Annotated in this window: 16 protein-coding genes; 7 read left to right on the forward strand and 9 right to left on the reverse strand. The window is 69.0% G+C overall.

The genetic code is table 11. From position 1 onward, the window contains the following. Positions 1-13 precede the first annotated feature (13 nt). The 6 genes from murJ to trxA all read left to right on the forward strand — a co-directional run bounded on the left by murJ (position 14) and on the right by trxA (position 7,443). Entirely contained in the window at positions 14-2,407 is a 2,394-nt protein-coding gene (murJ, locus tag AC4OXY_RS25935; protein WP_491991141.1) for a murein biosynthesis integral membrane protein MurJ, read from the forward strand. Positions 2,408-2,525: 118 nt separating this feature from the next. Next, positions 2,526-4,247 carry a protein kinase family protein gene (locus AC4OXY_RS25940; protein ID WP_362820670.1) on the forward strand — a complete coding sequence of 574 codons (1,722 nt, stop codon included), beginning with the start codon at positions 2,526-2,528 and terminating at the stop codon, positions 4,245-4,247. Positions 4,248-4,273: 26 nt separating this feature from the next. After that, a complete protein-coding gene (gene sigM / locus AC4OXY_RS25945; protein ID WP_491991142.1) occupies positions 4,274-4,999 on the forward strand; it encodes an RNA polymerase sigma factor SigM in 726 nt (241 codons plus the stop codon). After that, the gene (locus AC4OXY_RS25950) at positions 4,996-5,937 is read left to right on the forward strand and encodes an anti-sigma factor family protein (RefSeq protein WP_491991143.1); all 942 of its coding nucleotides are present in this window, start codon (positions 4,996-4,998) and stop codon (positions 5,935-5,937) included. Before sigM ends, AC4OXY_RS25950 begins: the two co-directional genes overlap by 4 nt. A gap of 156 nt (positions 5,938-6,093) precedes the next feature. Then, on the forward strand, positions 6,094-7,062 hold the full coding sequence (gene trxB / locus AC4OXY_RS25955) for a thioredoxin-disulfide reductase (protein WP_356025857.1): 969 nt from the start codon (positions 6,094-6,096) through the stop codon (positions 7,060-7,062). Positions 7,063-7,110: 48 nt separating this feature from the next. Then, complete coding sequence (gene trxA, locus AC4OXY_RS25960) at positions 7,111-7,443, forward strand: thioredoxin (protein WP_356025859.1); 333 nt, start codon at positions 7,111-7,113, stop codon at positions 7,441-7,443. Between the two features lie 78 nt (positions 7,444-7,521). Here trxA and AC4OXY_RS25965 read toward each other — a convergent pair whose 3' ends face one another. From AC4OXY_RS25965 to rpmH, 9 genes are all read right to left on the reverse strand, one after another. After that, the gene (locus AC4OXY_RS25965) at positions 7,522-8,139 is read right to left on the reverse strand and encodes a GNAT family N-acetyltransferase (protein ID WP_356025862.1); all 618 of its coding nucleotides are present in this window, start codon (positions 8,137-8,139) and stop codon (positions 7,522-7,524) included. Positions 8,140-8,463: 324 nt separating this feature from the next. Next, a complete protein-coding gene (locus tag AC4OXY_RS25970; RefSeq protein ID WP_356025864.1) occupies positions 8,464-9,558 on the reverse strand; it encodes a ParB/RepB/Spo0J family partition protein in 1,095 nt (364 codons plus the stop codon). Then, positions 9,555-10,628, reverse strand: a complete 1,074-nt coding sequence (locus AC4OXY_RS25975; protein WP_356026185.1) for a ParA family protein — start codon at positions 10,626-10,628, stop codon at positions 9,555-9,557. Before AC4OXY_RS25975 ends, AC4OXY_RS25970 begins: the two co-directional genes overlap by 4 nt. Positions 10,629-10,943: 315 nt before the next feature. Further along, the gene (gene rsmG / locus AC4OXY_RS25980) at positions 10,944-11,660 is read right to left on the reverse strand and encodes a 16S rRNA (guanine(527)-N(7))-methyltransferase RsmG (RefSeq protein ID WP_356025866.1); all 717 of its coding nucleotides are present in this window, start codon (positions 11,658-11,660) and stop codon (positions 10,944-10,946) included. Positions 11,661-11,777: 117 nt separating this feature from the next. Further along, entirely contained in the window at positions 11,778-12,290 is a 513-nt protein-coding gene (locus tag AC4OXY_RS25985) for a Jag family protein (protein ID WP_356025869.1), read from the reverse strand. 15 nt (positions 12,291-12,305) lie between these two features. Beyond that, positions 12,306-13,586, reverse strand: a complete 1,281-nt coding sequence (gene yidC / locus AC4OXY_RS25990) for a membrane protein insertase YidC (protein WP_356025872.1) — start codon at positions 13,584-13,586, stop codon at positions 12,306-12,308. A gap of 3 nt (positions 13,587-13,589) precedes the next feature. After that, entirely contained in the window at positions 13,590-13,964 is a 375-nt protein-coding gene (gene yidD / locus AC4OXY_RS25995) for a membrane protein insertion efficiency factor YidD (protein WP_356025874.1), read from the reverse strand. Beyond that, positions 13,961-14,332 carry a ribonuclease P protein component gene (rnpA, locus tag AC4OXY_RS26000; RefSeq protein WP_356025876.1) on the reverse strand — a complete coding sequence of 124 codons (372 nt, stop codon included), beginning with the start codon at positions 14,330-14,332 and terminating at the stop codon, positions 13,961-13,963. The genes yidD and rnpA overlap by 4 nt, the downstream gene beginning before the upstream one ends. Before the next feature lie 21 nt (positions 14,333-14,353). After that, positions 14,354-14,491, reverse strand: a complete 138-nt coding sequence (gene rpmH / locus AC4OXY_RS26005) for a 50S ribosomal protein L34 (protein WP_015659252.1) — start codon at positions 14,489-14,491, stop codon at positions 14,354-14,356. 394 nt (positions 14,492-14,885) lie between these two features. On the opposite strand from rpmH, the gene dnaA reads away from it, so the two are divergent. Next, positions 14,886-16,958, forward strand: a complete 2,073-nt coding sequence (gene dnaA / locus AC4OXY_RS26010) for a chromosomal replication initiator protein DnaA (RefSeq protein WP_491991144.1) — start codon at positions 14,886-14,888, stop codon at positions 16,956-16,958. Positions 16,959-17,585 lie beyond the last annotated feature (627 nt).

The following is a 17,585-nucleotide window of genomic DNA, read 5'->3' on the forward strand; positions in this document are numbered from 1 at the left end:
AGGTGGGGTAAGCATGAACGCGCCGTACGACGGTGATCGCGGCCAGGGCGCGGCCGGCTCGGGCTACCCCGAGACGCCGCCGGAGCCCGGCCAGGTACCGCCGCAGCACGCTGCGGACATGTACCTCCAGGACGCCTACGACCAGGACCCCTACCGGGCGCAGGACCTGGCCGCCCAGGACCCGGTCGCCGAGGCGCTCTACGACCGCGCCGCACACCCGCCGCCCCCGCCGGGCAGCTACGGTCAGCAGCAGATGTACGCCTCGCCCGACCAGTCGCCGCACGCCCCCGACCCCCGGGTGTGGGCGCAGACCCCGGCGCCGGAGCCGGAGGGCGCGGGCCCGTACCTGCCCCACGGCGACAACCCGCGCACGACCCGGTTCGTGGGAGTGGACGACCTGGTCACGCACTCCGGCGAGCAGCACCACGAGCCGGACGCCTTCGCGCATCTCTTCAAGGACCAGCAGCAGGGCGGCGGCCACGTGCCCGCCGATCCCTCGCCCTACCCCGGGCCGGCCGCGACCCAGGGCGCCGGGTACGGCCAGGCCGGCCAGTACCCGCAGGGATACGGGCAGAGCCCGCAGCAGGGCGACCCGTACGCCGGGACCGCCTACCCGGCCGGGACCGGCAACCCCGCGCAGCCCCCGGTGCCCGCCCCTGCCGCGGCACCGGCGCCCGCCGGGCCGCACGGCGGCGGGGAGCCGGAGGCCTCTGCCTCCACCATGGCCCTGACCGCCGTCCCCGACTCCGAGGCGCCCGCCACGGCCGCGAAGAAGGGCGGCAAGGCGGCCAACCTGATGAAGTCCAGTGCCGTGATGGCGGCGGGCACGATGGTCTCCCGCCTGACCGGCTTCGTCCGCTCCGCGCTGATCGTCTCCGCGCTCGGCCTCTACTTCCTCGGCGACTCCTTCCAGGTCGCCTACCAGCTGCCGACGATGATCTACATCCTCACCGTCGGCGGCGGCCTCAACTCGGTCTTCGTACCGCAGCTGGTGCGGGCGATGAAGGAGGACGACGACGGCGGCGAGGCGTTCGCCAACCGCCTGCTGACCCTGGTGATGGTGGCGCTGGCCGCACTGACCGGTCTCGCGATGTTCGCGGCGCCGCTGCTGGTGCGCATGCTGTCCAACCCGGTCGCCACCAACCCCGCGGCCAACGACGTCGCGGTCACCTTCACCCGCTACTTCCTGCCCTCGATCTTCTTCATGGGCGTCCACGTGGTGATGGGCCAGATCCTCAACGCGCGCGGAAAGTTCGGCGCGATGATGTGGACCCCGGTACTGAACAACATCGTCATCATCGTGACGCTCAGCATGTTCATCTGGGTCTACGGCACCGCCTCCCACTCCCACATGACGGTCACCAACATCCCGGCGGAGGGCCAGCGCCTGCTCGGGATCGGTGTGCTGCTCGGTCTGGTCGTCCAGGCACTGGCGATGATCCCGTATCTGCGCGAGACGGGCTTCCGGATCCGGCTGCGGTTCGACTGGCGGGGCCACGGCCTCGGCAAAGCCGCCATGCTCGCCAAGTGGACGGTCCTGTTCGTGCTGGCCAACCAGGCCGGCGCCATGATCGTCACCCAGCTGTCCACGGCGTCCGGCAAGGACTCCGGCGTCGCGGGCACCGGCTTCGCCGCCTACGCCAACGCCCAGCTGATCTGGGGCCTGCCGCAGGCCATCATCACGGTGTCCCTGATGGCCGCCCTGCTGCCGCGCATCTCGCGCTCGGCGGCCGAGGGCGACGCGGGCGCGGTCCGCGACGACATCTCGCAGGGCCTGCGAACCACCGCGGTCGCCATCGTCCCGATCGCCTTCGGCTTCCTGTCACTCGGCATCCCGATGTGCACGCTGATCTTCGGCTCCTCGGGCACCGACGCGGCCACCAACATGGGCTACATGCTGATGGCCTTCGGCCTCGGCCTGATCCCCTACTCGGTGCAGTACGTCGTCCTGCGCGCCTTCTACGCCTACGAGGACACCCGCACGCCCTTCTACAACACCGTCATCGTCGCCGTCGTCAACGCGGGCGCCTCGGCGCTGTGCTACTTCGTGCTGCCCGCCCGCTGGGCGGTCGCCGGTATGGCCGCCGCCTACGGCCTGGCCTACGCGATCGGTGTGGGCGTCGCCTGGCGACGGCTGCGCAAGCGGCTCGGCGGCGACATGGACGGCGCCCGGGTGCTGCGGACGTACGCGCGGCTGTGCATCGCCTCCGTACCGGCGGCCCTGCTCAGCGGCGCGGCCTGCTACGGCATCGGCCACAGCCTCGGCCAGGGCGTCGTCGGCTCCTTCGCCGCGCTGCTCGTCGGCGGTGCCGTCCTGCTCGGTGTCTTCTTCGTCGCCGCCCGGCGCATGCGCATCGAGGAACTCAACTCGCTCGTGGGCATGGTCCGCGGACGTCTGGGCCGCTGAAGCGGGGGTAGGCGCACAACCATCGTCCGCCGCCGCGTGTCGTGCATAGCGGCGGACTGTGGGCACAATTGGTTTCGGCGTCGGACAGCGTGCAACGGATGGGGAGGCAGGGACGACGGTGGCGGAACGGAGCACGGCTGCCGTCGACGTGGCAGACAACAGCGGCGAGCAGCCGCTGACCGCCAAGGCGGACCAGTCCACGGCCGACGGGGTGGCCAAGAACCCGGAGCGGGACAAGGGCAGCGACAAGGCGCAGGGGAGCAGCGGAATCGACGGTCCTGGAGAGAAGACGTCGCCTCCCGAACTGCACAGCGGTCACAAGCTCGCCAGACGCTACCGACTGGAGGAGTGCGTCACCCGTCTGGACGGATTCAGCAGTTGGCGTGCGGTCGACGAGAAACTCCGCCGTGCAGTCGGCGTCCACATCCTGCCCGCGGAGCACACCCGGGCCCGTTCCGTCCTGGCTGCCGCCCGCTCCTCCGCCCTGCTGGGCGACCCGCGCTTCGTCCAGGTCCTGGACGCTGTCGAGGAGAACGACCTCGTCTACGTCGTGCACGAGTGGCTGCCCGACGCCACCGAGCTGACCGCGCTGCTCGCGGCGGCACCGCTGGAGCCGCACGACGCCTACCAGATGGTCAGTCAGATCGCCTCGGCCATGGCTGCCGCACACCGTGAGGGTCTCGCCCATCTGCGGCTGAACCCGAACGCCGTGCTGCGGGCCTCGACCGGGCAGTGGCGTATCCGCGGCCTCGCGGTGAACGCCGCGCTGCGCGGCATCAGCTCCGACACCCCGCAGCGCACGGACACCGAGGCGATCGGCGCCCTGCTGTACGCGGCGCTGACCCAGCGCTGGCCGTACGAGAGCGACGCGTACGGCCTGTCCGGGCTGCCCAAGGGCGTCGGCCTCATCGCGCCCGACCAGGTGCGCGCCGGTGTCCACCGAGGCCTCTCGGAGCTGGCCATGCGCGCGCTCGCCAACGACGGGGCCACCGCGTCCCGGCACGAGGCCGCGTGCACCACGCCGGAGGAACTGGTGAAGGCCATCGGCGAGATGCCTCGCATCCGCCCGCCGGAGCCGGCGTTCGCCGCCCCGCCGGAGTACCAGCGCACGACCTACCAGCAGGGCACGTACGGCCGCCCGGCGCCACACGCCGGCGCCACGCAGCCGATCGCGGCTCCGCCGCCCCCGCTCCAGAGCCGCACCGGCAAGGCCCTGAAGTGGGCGGTGTCGGCACTGCTCATCGCAGCGCTCGGCCTGGGCAGCTGGCAGCTGGCGGACGCGCTGATGGACCAGGGCGGCAAGTCCGACGACACCAACAAGAGCCAGCAGACGAACGACGGCGACAAGGGCACCGCAAAGACGAAGCCGACGCCGATAAAGATCCAGGGCGGCCAGGAGTTCGTCGCCAAGGGCGACCCCCAGCACCCCGGCGACGTCCCCAAGACCTACGACGGCGACAAGAACACGTACTGGAGGACCAGGACCTTCAACTCGGGTCCGGTCATCGCCCCCTACAAGCCGGGCGTCGGCATCGTCTACGACCTGGGTTCGGCCAAGCAGCTCAGCACGGCCACGATCGATCTGCGCTACGGCGGTGACCACACGACGGTCGAGCTGTACGCGACCGACTCGCTGACGCCGGCATCGCTGGACTCGATGACCCAGATCGGCAAGGTCACGACGACGGACAACACCGCTACGGTGAAGGTGACCAAGTCGGTGAAGACGCAGTACGTCCTCGTCTGGCTGACAGCCGTACCGAACTCGGGGTACGACCCCACTCTGTACTCCGGTGCCGGCTTCAAGCAGGCCATCGGCGAAGTGCAGTTCGCGGGCTGACGTCTCACCCGGACCGGAGGGGGCAGATGGCGGAGGGCGCCGGATACGACGAGGTGAGCGACAAGGACCTGCTCGCTCGCCACGTGGAGGGCGATCCCGAGGCGTTCGGTGAGCTCGTGCGGCGGCATCGGGACCGGCTCTGGGCGGTGGCGCTGCGGACGCTCGGGGACCGTGAGGAAGCCGCCGACGCGGTCCAGGACGCCCTGGTGTCGGCTTACCGGGCCGCCCATACCTTCCGGGGGCAGTCGGCTGTCACGACGTGGCTGCACCGGATCACGGTGAACGCCTGCGTGGACCGTACCCGCAAGGCCGCCTCCCGGAAGACGTCACCGGTCGACGACACCGAGCGGCTGGAGCAGTTGCTGGAGCCGCACGAGTCGGCCTCGGCGCCGGCTGAACGCAACGACGTGCAACGCCAGCTGTTCGAGGCGCTCGGCACGCTTCCGCAGGAGCAGCGGGCGGCGCTCGTCCTGGTCGACATGCAGGGCTACCCCGTGGCCGAGGCCGCGCGGATTCTCGACGTGCCCACGGGGACCGTGAAGAGCCGCTGCGCCCGAGGCAGAGCGAGACTCCTGCCGTTGCTCACCCATCTGCGGCCCGAAAGCGGCGGAGGCGGAAAAGAACCCGGTCCGGGACGGAACCGGGTGCAGGGGACATCCGTCCCACCGGCAACGGGGTCTGCCAACGAGAGCCCCACGGACACGGGACCGAGCGACTCAGCCGTAGTGAAGGGCGGAGGTGGGCGAGCGTGACTTCCACGACTGACACGGCCGGACACCCGGACGTCGAGGAGATCTCCGACCTCACCGAAGGCCTGCTCCCTCCCGACCGCAGCACGGACATACGACGGCACCTGGACACGTGCGAGCCGTGTGCGGATGTCCACGCCTCGCTGGAGGAGATCCGCGGACTGCTGGTGTCCGTGCCGGACGTCGAACCCATGCCGGCCGACGTGGCCGCCCGGATCGACGCCGCCCTTGCCGTCGAGGCGCTCCTCGCCTTCTCCGGCGACGGCACCGAGTCCTCCGGCAACGAGACCGGCACTTCCGGTGACGACATCGACGCGCATGTTTCACGTGAAACATCGGTCGCCATCGAGCGCCCGGCCGACCGCCCCGCTGGGCGCCCCCAAGCGACGACGGGCCCCGGACGGAAGAAGAGCGGCCGCGCCCGGCGCCGTAGGGCCCTCGTGCTGGGCACGGTACTCACCGCCGCCGTGCTGGGAGCCGGGACCCTGGTGATCCAATCGTTCACCGGCGGCAGCTCCACCACGACGGCACACGGCACGCCGAGCCCGTCCATCAGCGTGTTCTCCGGCGCCAGCGTCCAGAACCAGGTGCACGACCTGCTCGCCGCAAAGAGGCCGGAGCAGCCGGGCTACAAGAGCCAGCACCCACGGTCCGGGATCACGGAGAACCAGAGCACGCCGACCGGCACCGAGAGCGCCAACACCCTGCTGCAGACGGAGATCCCCATCCCTGACTGTGTGCGGCGGGCGATCCCGCGCAGCGACCAGGCTCTGGCGGCGAAGACCGGCAGCTACGGTGGGAAGAGCGCCTATCTGGTCGTGCTGCCGGAGCCCGGTGACAGCACTCGTGTCACGGCCTACGTCGTCGACGCGGCCTGTATTCGCCAGCAGCCCGGCACCGCCGGGGCCGTGCTTCTGAAAGACTCCTTCACCCGGTCCTGAGTCTCCCGGTGCGGTCCATCGGTCACCCCCACCCGGTATGCGTGTGCCCCGACACACTGGGAATGCGCGCCCCGTAGGATCCGTTGGGTGGGGTGAGAGTTCTGAAAGGGGCTCCCACCGGTCGACTGACACAGACCAGAGACGAGGAATCAAGCCGTGAGCGACGTCCGTAACGTGATCATCATCGGCTCCGGGCCCGCAGGGTACACGGCGGCGCTCTACACCGCGCGCGCATCGCTGAAGCCCCTGGTGTTCGAGGGCGCCGTCACCGCCGGTGGCGCCCTGATGAACACCACCGAGGTGGAGAACTTCCCCGGCTTCCAGGACGGGATTATGGGCCCCGAGCTCATGGACAACATGCGTGCGCAGGCCGAACGCTTCGGCGCCGAGCTGATCCCCGACGACATCGTCTCCGTCGATCTGACCGGTGAGATCAAGACCGTCACCGACACCGCGGGCACGGTCCACCAGGCGAAGGCCGTCATCGTCGCCACCGGCTCCCAGCACCGCAAGCTCGGCCTGCCGAACGAGGACACCCTCTCCGGCCGCGGTGTCTCCTGGTGCGCCACCTGTGACGGGTTCTTCTTCAAGGACCAGGACATCGCCGTGATCGGCGGCGGCGACACCGCTATGGAGGAGGCCACCTTCCTCTCGCGCTTCGCCAAGTCCGTGACGATCGTCCACCGCCGGGACAGCCTGCGCGCCTCCAAGGCGATGCAGGAGCGCGCCTTCAACGACCCGAAGATCAAGTTCGTCTGGGACAGCGAGGTCGCCGAGGTACAGGGCGAGCAGAAGCTCTCCGGTCTGAAGCTGCGCAACGTCAAGACCGGCGAACTGTCCGACCTGGCCGTGACGGGTCTGTTCATCGCGATCGGCCACGATCCGCGCACCGAGCTGTTCAAGGGCCAGCTGGACCTTGACGAGGAGGGCTACCTGAAGGTGGCGTCGCCCTCCACTCGCACCAATGTCACCGGTGTCTTCGCCGCCGGTGACGTGGTCGACCACACCTACCGCCAGGCGATCACCGCGGCCGGCACCGGCTGTTCCTCCGCCCTGGATGCCGAGCGCTTCCTGTCCGCCCTCGCGGACGAGGACTCGACGGAGTCCGAGACCGCCGCCGTCTGACCTTCCCCTTCCCCCGCCCCACCCCACGAACGAGTTAAGGAGCCCGCCGTGGCCGGCACCCTGAAGAACGTGACCGACGCTTCCTTCGAGCAGGACGTCCTCAAGAGCGACAAGCCCGTACTGGTGGACTTCTGGGCCGCCTGGTGCGGTCCGTGCCGCCAGATCGCCCCGTCCCTCGAGGCAATCGCCGCCGAGCACGGCGACAAGATCGAGATCGTCAAGCTCAACATCGACGAGAACCCGACCACGGCCGCCAAGTACGGCGTCATGTCGATCCCGACCCTGAACGTCTACCAGGGCGGCGAGGTCGCCAAGACCATCGTCGGCGCCAAGCCCAAGGCCGCGATCGTTCGCGACCTTGAGGACTTCATCGCCGAGTGACGTTTCACGTGAAACACGAATGGGCCGCCCCTCCCGAGGGGCGGCCCATTCGCTTATGTCTCGCCGCTGGCGCAGCGACTAGAGCGGCCTGAGCGCCGGCTCCTTCTGCACCGCCCCCAGCAGCCGATCGAGCGCCATCTCCACGTCTTCCTTCCAGGAGAGCGTCGAGCGCAGCTCCAGCCGCAGCCGGGGATGCGTCGGATGCTGCCGTACCGTCTTGAACCCCACGGCCAGCAGATGCTCCGCCGGCAGCAGACAGGCGGGCTCCTTCCAGCGGGCGTCCCCGAAAGCCTCTATCGCCCTGAAGCCCCGGCGCAGCAGATCCTTGGCAACCGTCTGCACCAGCACCCGGCCCAGCCCCTGCCCCTGGTAACCGGGCAGGACGAAGGCCGTCATCAGCTGGACGGCGTCGGGTGAGACCGGGCTCGTGGGAAAGGCCGTCGAGCGCGGGACATAGGCGGGAGGTGCGTAGAGTACGAACCCCACCGGCAGGTCGTCCACGTACACCACGCGGCCGCACGACCCCCAGTCCAGCAGGACGGCGGAGATCCAGGACTCCTTCTCCAGCGCGGAGGTGCCCGCCTTTACGGCCGCTTCTCCGCTGACGGGGTCCAGTTCCCAGAAGACACAGGAGCGGCAACGTGGGGGAAGGTCCTGAAGGTTGTCCAGTGTGAGCGGCACGAGCCGACGCCCCATGAAGGCTGATCCTCGCTTCCTTCGCCCGCCGCATCACGCGCGGCTGCCAGAGCGCTGCGTTCCCTGAGCAGGCCGGCGACGAATCCGCCGACCACTCCGAGACTCAGACCCGCGCTCACCAGTCCGGTGCGGCTTATCGATCGCATGGCCCCTGTCTCCCCACTCAGAGATGCATGTGCTGTCCGGTGGATGTGCCATACCATTTCGCATCGTATCCACGAAGCGATTCACTCGATACCGCCTCAAAGCAAAAGAGCGGGCCGTGTTCCGGTACACACCGGACACGGCCCGCTTCCCGCACGACCGAGATGACTGGACCGGGGGTCAGTCGTCCTGGTCCTCCGCCGCGCCCTCCTGGAGCTCGTGCTGGAGCACCGGCCCCTCGTCCGGAGCGAGAGTGCTCAGGATCCTCTGGAGATCATCCACGGAGGCGAACTCAACCGTGATCTTGCCCTTCTTCTGACCGAGGTCCACCTTCACCCGAGTCTCGAAGCGGTCCGACAGCCGCGTCGCCAGCTCGTCCAGCGCCGGTGAGAGCCGGGAGCCGGCACGCGGACCCTTGGGACGTTGGGGCTTCTGGGGACGCGAGCCCATGAGGGTCACGATCTCCTCGACGGCACGCACCGACAGCCCCTCGGCGACGATGCGGTGCGCCAGCCGGTCCTGCTCCTCAGGATCCGTCACCGACAGCAACGCCCGGGCATGTCCGGCGGAGAGCACTCCGGCGGCGACCCGCTTCTGGACCGTCGGCGAAAGCTTCAGCAGCCGCAGCGTGTTGGAGACCTGGGGGCGGGACCGCCCGATCCGGTCGGCCAGCTGGTCGTGCGTGCAGTTGAAGTCCTTGAGCAACTGGTCGTAGGCGGCCGCCTCTTCCAGCGGGTTCAGCTGCGCACGGTGCAGGTTCTCCAGCAGCGCATCGAGAAGGAGCTTCTCGTCCTCGGTGGCCCGGACGATCGCCGGGATGGCTTCCAGGCCGGCCTCACGGCAGGCCCGCCAACGGCGCTCACCCATGATCAGCTCATAGCGGGCAGGCCCCAACTGCCGTACCACGACGGGCTGGAGGAGACCGACCTCCTGGATGGAGGTGACCAGCTCCTGGAGAGCGTCCTCGTCGAAGACGTCACGCGGCTGACGCGGGTTGGGCGAGATGGCGTCGAGGGGGATCTCGGCAAAGTGGGCACCCATTGGGGCAGCCGGCAGCTCCGAGACCGAGGGCTCCACGACGGTCTCCTGCGCGACGGGCGGCAGCGTGGCCACCTTCGCCGCAGCCACCCCGCGGTCGGTCGTCAGTACCGGAACGGCCGTCGGAGAGGCGGAGGCTCCGCCTCCCAGCGCGGCCGGGGCCGGCGTCTTCTCGGTCGGGGCAGCGGGGATCAGTGCGCCAAGACCACGACCCAACCCCCTCCGTCGTTCACTCACTGGATCCCCTCCACCATGCTCGGGTCGTTCTGAGCGCCGAGATGGGCCTGGCTCGCGTCGTAGCTGATACCGATGCCCTTCAGCGCGATTTCTCGGGCCGCCTCAAGATAGGACAGGGCGCCACTCGATCCGGGATCGTAGGTCAGCACCGTCTGTCCGTAACTCGGCGCCTCGGAGATACGGACCGAGCGGGGAATGCTCGTCCGCAGCACCTCGTCGCCGAAGTGGGTGCGCACCTCTTCCGCGACCTGGGAGGCAAGACGCGTCCGGCCGTCGTACATGGTGAGCAGGATGGTCGACACGTGCAGTGTGGGGTTGAGGTGCCCCCGCACCAGGTCGACGTTGCGGAGCAACTGGCCCAGGCCCTCCAGCGCGTAGTACTCGCACTGGATCGGGATGAGGACCTCCTGGCCCGCCACCAGTGCGTTGACCGTCAGCAGGCCGAGTGAGGGCGGGCAGTCGATGAGGATGTAGTCCAGCGGCTGCTCGTAGGCCTGGATCGCCCGCTGAAGCCGGCTTTCCCGGGCCACGAGGGAGACCAATTCAATCTCTGCACCGGCGAGATCGATGGTGGCGGGAGCGCAGAAGAGGCCCTCGACGTCCGGGACGGGCTGGACGACTTCGGCGAGCGGCTTGCTCTCCACCAACACGTCGTAGATGGAAGGAACTTCGGCGTGGTGGTCGATCCCGAGAGCGGTGGATGCGTTGCCCTGGGGGTCGAGATCGATCACCAGGACGCGCCCGCCGTGGAGCGCCAGGGAAGCGGCAAGGTTGACTGTGGTCGTCGTCTTGCCGACGCCGCCCTTCTGGTTGGCGACCACGATGACTCGGGTCTGCTCCGGTCTGGGCAGACCTTCGCCGGCGCGGCCCAGCGCCTCCACCGCCAGTTGGGCCGCACGACCGATCGGGGTGTCGTCCATCGGAGGCGGTGTTTCACGTGAAACATCCGCCCCCATCGACTCGGTACGGGGACCGGGGACCGGATCGGTCATCGGTCCCGCGATGTTGGCGTCGGACCGCAAGGATTCACTCTCCTCGACTTCAGGCTCGCAATGAACAGAGCCTCCCATGCCTTCGGGGTCGCGAACCAGTGAGGCCTGGTGTTCTGTGGAGAAATCCACCTCTGTGGACAACTCCGCTGCCCCTCCGAGTGAGCCGAGAGGCTTGCGGTCGCGCGGTTCGGCCGCGGCGCGGCCACGACTGATGATGCCGTGCAGCAGTGAGCGACGTTTCACGTGAAACACGATGCACAGCGGCTGCGACCGGACCTCTGCGACACTCCGGCTTGCGTAGCTCGGGCAGCTTGTGTGGAGTACGTCTCGTCGTCAGGACGGACGAGACGTCACCACGGACGAGACGCGACCACGGCGACCTCGTTCGACTGTTCAGCGACGACGGCGCGCCCGGCCGGCCCGGGCCGCCTTTGCTCGCTTCGCCGCGAACCGCACACCGCCCGGGCTCTCGCCGACCTCCACCCGGACCACCGTCGACATCGGGTCCACGATGCCCTCGCCCACATGCAGGATGGACGTCTCCACTGCACCGAGCTTGCTGAGGGCTGTGGCCGACGCCTTCAGTTCCTCCTCCGCGGTGTCCCCCTTGAGGGCGAGCATCTCGCCGTAGGGACGCAGCAGCGGAATGCCCCAGGTGGCCAGCCGGTCCAGCGGGGCCACGGCCCGGGCGGTCACCACGTGGACCGGGGACAGCTTGCCCAGGACCTCCTCGGCACGGCCGCGCACGACCGTGACGTGGTCCAGGCCGAGCAGCTCGACGACCTCGGTGAGGAAGTTGGTGCGCCGCAGCAGGGGCTCCAACAGGGTGATGTTCAGATCCTCCCGGACCAGGGCCAGGGGAATACCGGGCAGCCCTGCGCCGGAGCCGACGTCGCAGACCGTCACGCCCTCGGGAACGGCCTCCGAGAGCACCGCGCAGTTGAGGATGTGCCGCTCCCACAGGCGGGGCACTTCGCGCGGGCCGATCAGGCCGCGCTGCACGCCCGCCTCGGCGAGCAGCTCCGCGTAGCGGACCGCATCGGCGAAGCGATCACCAAACACTTCCCGCGCCTGTTCGGGCGCGGGGGGAAGCTCCGCTGCCTCCGTCACGGGGACCGTCCTTCCGTACAGCGCCGGTGCTTCACACACCGGCCACCAGAACTACCAGGCTGACAAAGTTCGGCCCCGTCTGCTCAACAGACGGGGCCGGAAAACGCGGGGGACCGATCAGGCGGGCAGCACGACGACGAACCGCTGCGGCTCCTCGCCCTCGGACTCGCTGCGCAGTCCCGCGGTCTTGACCGCGTCGTGCACGACCTTGCGCTCGAACGGGGTCATCGGCTTGAGCTTGACGGGCTCGCCGGTGCTCTTCACCTCGGCGGCGGCCTTGGCCCCCAGCTCGGACAGCTCGGCGCGCTTCTTGGCGCGGTAGCCCGCGATGTCCAGCATGAGCCGACTGCGGTCACCGGTCTCCCGGTGCACGGCCAGACGCGTCAGCTCCTGAAGCGCCTCCAGCACCTCGCCGTCCCGGCCGACCAACTTCTGAAGGTCGCGGCCGCCGCTGTCGCTGATGATCGACACGGAGGCGCGATCGGCCTCGACGTCCATGTCGATGTCACCGTCGAGGTCGGCGATGTCGAGCAGACCCTCCAGGTAGTCCGCCGCGATCTCGCCCTCCTGCTCCAGGCGGGTCAGGGTGTCTGCACCCTCGGCATCGGCGGAGGTGGTGCCTTCCGTCACGGGATGGGCTCCTTCTTACTTCTTGGACGGGGACTTGGGCCGCTGCGGGCCACCCTTGCGCTGGCCGGACTGGGCCCTGCTACGGGTGCCGCCGGGCTTGGAGGGCTGCTGCTCGGCAGCGGAGGACTTGGTGTCCTCCGGCTCGTCGGCCTTCTCCAGCGACGTGGTGGACTCGTCGGCCGGCTTCGGCCCGCCGGACTGGCGCTGAGACTTGGACTGGCGCTTGGGCTGCTGGCGCTTGCCGGCGGCCGCGGTACCGGCCGCGGTGACCGTCGCGCCGTCCTCGGTCTGCGCCGCGGCCTGGGCAGTGCTCTGCACCACGGTGCCGTCGGCCTGGGCGGCGAGGCCGGCCTTGTTCAGCCCGTTGATGAACTTGCGCTCGAACTCGTTGCGCTCGCGGCCCTTGGCGACGATCGCCTTGACGATGGTCTTCTCGCTGCGGCGGCTGACCTTGCCGTGGTGCGTGACGTGCTTGGTCAGACGCTCCAGGTAGGCGGCCTGGGCCTTGGAACCCGGCGTCGGGTTGTTGCGGATGACATACATCTGCTGACCCATGGTCCACACGTTGGTGGTCAGCCAGTAGACGAGGACACCGACCGGGAAGTTGATGCCGAAGACGGCGAACATGACAGGGAAGACGTACATCAGCATCTTCTGCTGCTGCATGAACGGCGTCTTCACCGTCGTATCGACGTTCTTCGTCATCAGCTGACGCTGCGTGTAGAACTGCGAGAACGACATCAGGACGATCATGACCGCGGTCACGACCCGGACGTCGGTCAGCGTGGCGCCCAGCGCCGCGACCTTGTCCGAGCTGTCCATGAACTTCGCGGCGAGCGGGGCCCCGAAGATGTGCGCCTTACGGGCGCTGGCGAGCAGCGGCTCGTTGATGACGCCGATGGTCGAGCCCGTCGCGATGCCGTTGAGCACGTGATACAGGGCGAAGAAGAACGGGGACTGCGCCAGGATGGGAAGGCACGAGGAGAGCGGGTTGGTACCCGTCTCCTTGTACAGCTTCATCATCTCTTCGGACTGACGCTGCTTGTCGTTCTTGTAGCGCTCCTGGATCTTCTTCATCTCCGGCTGGAGCGTCTGCATCGCGCGCGTCGACTTGATCTGCTTCACGAAGAGCGGGATCAGGCAGATGCGGATCAGAATCACCAGGGACACGATGGACAGGCCCCAGGCCCACCCGCTGTCGGCACCGAAGATCGCGCCGTACATCTTGTGGAACTGGACGATGACCCAGGAAACGGGCCAGGTGATGAAACTGAAGAGGCTGGCAATCGTGTCCACTAATCATGCTCCTTGGGCATGGGACGAGATCTCTGCGGCCGGGCTCGGAGGAAGCTCGGAAGACGGGCTCCCGGGCTCCGCTTCGGTGGCCGGTTCGGCGGCGGAGGTCCCGCCCTTGCGTGCGCGCCAAGCGTTGCGCAGCAGTTCGTGCCACCGCGGACGCTTACGCGGCGGAACATGGTCCACACCGCCGAGCGACCACGGATTGCACCGGAGGATGCGCCAGGCGGTGAGTGCCGTTCCCTTGATCGCACCGTGCCGGTCGATGGCCGTGTAGCCGTAGTGGGAGCACGACGGATAGTACTTGCACACCGGCCCCAGCAATGGACTGATCGTCCACTGGTACAGCTTGATCAGGGCCAGTAGTGGGTACTTCATCGCGCGCCCCCTCCCAGCAGCCGCTGAACTGCGGCATCGAGGTCTCGGGCCAGCTGTGCATGGTCTGCGTCGCCCGATCCGGGCAGCGCTCGTACGACTACCAGGCTACCGGGGGGAAAAGCGGCGACTCGGTCACGCATCAGATGGCGCAGTCTGCGCTTCACTTTGTTGCGCACAACCGCGCCACCCACGGCCTTGCTCACGACGAAACCCGCACGCGTCGGGGGAGCGCTCTCCCCAGGCGCGTGCGGGTCCGTGGCACCGCTACGAAGGTGGACGACGAGAGTCGGGCGTCCTGCCCGGCGTCCTCGTCGTACCGCGGTCGCGAAGTCCTCGCGCCGCCTCAGCCGGTTCTCGGTGGGCAGCACGACGTCATGACCTGATCGGGATCAGGCGGACAGGCTGGCGCGACCCTTGGCACGACGGTTCGCGAGAATCGCGCGGCCGGCACGGGTACGCATCCGCAGGCGGAAGCCGTGGGTCTTCGCGCGACGACGGTTGTTCGGCTGGAAGGTGCGCTTGCTCACTCGGGGGCTCCAGAAATCAAATCGGTGTGGCGGGTGCCGTCCTGGCTGTCACCGTGCGCCCACGAGTAGCTCGCGTCACGCCCGAGTGCACCGCTTCCCGATCACCTGGAGTGATCTGTGCCCATCGGAGGCAGGCGGCAGCAGCCATCGACAACTCGACCTGGTTACGGTACGCGGGGCTACGCCATCCGGTCAAACCGAGGGTCACGGAGAGACACTATCCACAGGCTGGGGACAACAACTTGAACCGTAGCCGCCGCGCTGACTACCGTGGCTGAACTCCCATTCGTTCTTTTGTCCCCCGCCCCGGCGGGTTTGCCCCACCGAACACCCGAAGTACACCCCGACCCGTCCCGCGTCACACGTTCGTGGGACCTGTGAGAGAGCGTGCCCTGTGGCTGACGTACCTGCCGATCTTGCCGCAGTGTGGCCGCGAGTACTCGAGCAGCTCCTCGGGGAGGGGCGCGGACAGGGTGTCGAGGTCAAGGACGAGCACTGGATCCGGCGCTGCCAGCCGCTCGCGCTGGTCGCGGACACCGCCCTGCTCGCCGTACCGAACGAATTCGCGAAGAACGTACTGGAGGGCCGTCTCGCGCCGATCGTCAGCGAGACGCTGAGCCGCGAGTGCGGCCGCCCCATCCGCATCGCGATCACCGTGGACGACTCCGCGGGCGAGCCGTCGGCTCCCGCGCCCGTGCAGCAGCCGCCCGGTCCGCGCTACGAGGAGCCGGAGCTGCCCTCCGGCCCGTCGTCGTACGAGGAACGGCCGTACGAGGGCTACGGCCGCCACCGCGCCGCGGACCAGCCCCCGGCCGACGGGCCGCACTCCCGAGGAGACCGTGGGGACCGCGTCGACCGCGGGGACCGCGGGGACCGCGGGGACCAGCTCCCCGTCGTCCGCCCGGCCTACCCCTCCGAGTTCCAGCGGCGCGAGCCGGGCGCCTGGCCGCGGCCCGCGCAGGACGAGTACAGCTGGCAGCAGCCGCGCCTCGGCTTTCCCGAGCGCGACCCCTACGCCTCGCCGTCGTCCCAGGACGCCTACGGCTCCGGACCGGACGCGTACGGCCCGCCGTCCCAGGACTACCGCCCGCAGGGCATGGACCGGCCGAAGTACGAGCAGCAGCGCGGCGAGTACGGCGACTACGACGCCCCGCGCGGGGACCGCGGCGACCGCGGGGACCGTGGTGACTACGAACCGTCCCGCCCGGACTACGACGCCCCGCGCTCCGAGTACGACTCGGGGCGCCCGGAGTACGACTCCTCCTCCCGGGCCGAGTACGACCAGCGCGACCCCGTCCGCCGGGAGCTGCCCGAGCAGCCGGCCGGCGGCGGCCCGGCGCACCGGGGCGGCCACGGCCGCCCGGACATGCCCACGTCCGGCGGACCGGGTCCGCTGTCCGCGAAGCCGGCGCCGGCGGGCGGCCCGGCCGAGCCGACGGCGCGGCTGAACCCGAAGTACCTCTTCGACACGTTCGTCATCGGCGCCTCCAACCGGTTCGCGCACGCGGCCGCGGTGGCGGTCGCCGAGGCGCCGGCGAAGGCGTACAACCCCCTGTTCATCTACGGGGAGTCGGGGCTCGGCAAGACGCATCTGCTGCACGCGATCGGGCACTACGCGCGCAGCCTCTACCCGGGCACGCGCGTGCGGTACGTGAGCTCGGAGGAGTTCACCAACGAGTTCATCAACTCCATCCGCGACGGCAAGGGCGACAGCTTCCGCAAGCGCTACCGCGAGATGGACATCCTGCTCGTCGACGACATCCAGTTCCTCGCGGACAAGGAGTCGACGCAGGAGGAGTTCTTCCACACCTTCAACACGCTCCACAACGCGAACAAGCAGATCGTGCTGTCCAGCGACCGGCCGCCCAAGCAGCTGGTCACGCTGGAGGACCGGCTGCGGAACCGTTTCGAGTGGGGACTGATCACCGACGTCCAGCCGCCCGAGCTGGAGACGCGGATCGCGATCCTGCGCAAGAAGGCCGTGCAGGAGCAGCTGAACGCCCCGCCGGAGGTGCTGGAGTTCATCGCCTCGCGGATCTCGCGGAACATCCGTGAGCTGGAGGGCGCGCTGATCCGCGTGACGGCGTTCGCCTCGCTCAACCGGCAGCCGGTGGACCTGGGCCTGACCGAGATCGTCCTGAAGGACCTGATCCCCGGCGGCGAGGACTCCGCCCCGGAGATCACGGCCACGGCGATCATGGGGGCCACCGCGGACTATTTCGGGCTGACCGTGGAGGACCTGTGCGGCACCTCGCGCGGGCGGGCGCTGGTCACGGCCCGGCAGATCGCGATGTACCTGTGCCGTGAGCTGACGGATCTGTCGCTGCCGAAGATCGGCGCGCAGTTCGGCGGGCGGGACCACACGACCGTCATGCACGCCGACCGGAAGATCCGTGCGCTGATGGCCGAGCGGCGGTCGATCTACAACCAGGTCACCGAGCTGACCAACCGCATCAAGAACGGCTGAGAGCGGCTGCCGGCGGCTGCGCCGGGCTTGAGCCGGAGTTCGAGGGCGCCCTTCGGGATCCACATCCTGGGGGCGCCCTTCTGTGTTCCCGTCGGCTGTCGCCGGCCCGATGCGGGGCCCGGTGGCGGGGCTCGATGCCGGGGCCCGGTGGCGGACGCGAGAGCTTTGGCAGGCTGGGAGCGTTGCCCGATTGGCACCTGGTGTTCGATTACGTGCCGGGTTACGGCCACTCTCCACAGATTCGCTGAGTTTCTTCCGTCCACACACTGGGGACGGTGGAGTTGTCCCGAACGGCATCCACAGGGAGTCTGTCTCCTGGGGATTCGCCCAGCTCAAGACCCTGTGGAATCGTGGACGAACGATCTCCACAGGCTGTGGAGGAAAAGAAGATCCACAGGCTGTGGACGAGGTTTTCCACTGACGACCCACAGGCTTGGCGCGGTTGTCCCCAGTGATCGTCGGCTTCTCCACATGGCTGTCCACTGTTCGGCAACGCGACGCACCCTGTCACCGCGTCGAGTGAAAGGCGTCACACGAAGGTGCCGGATTCGGGTGTGGGAAACGTGGGTAAACCTGGGGACGCAGCTGGGGAGAACTGCCTCCGGGCTGTGGGCGGTGTGTGCAGAA

The organism is Streptomyces sp. HUAS MG56 (assembly GCF_058673395.1).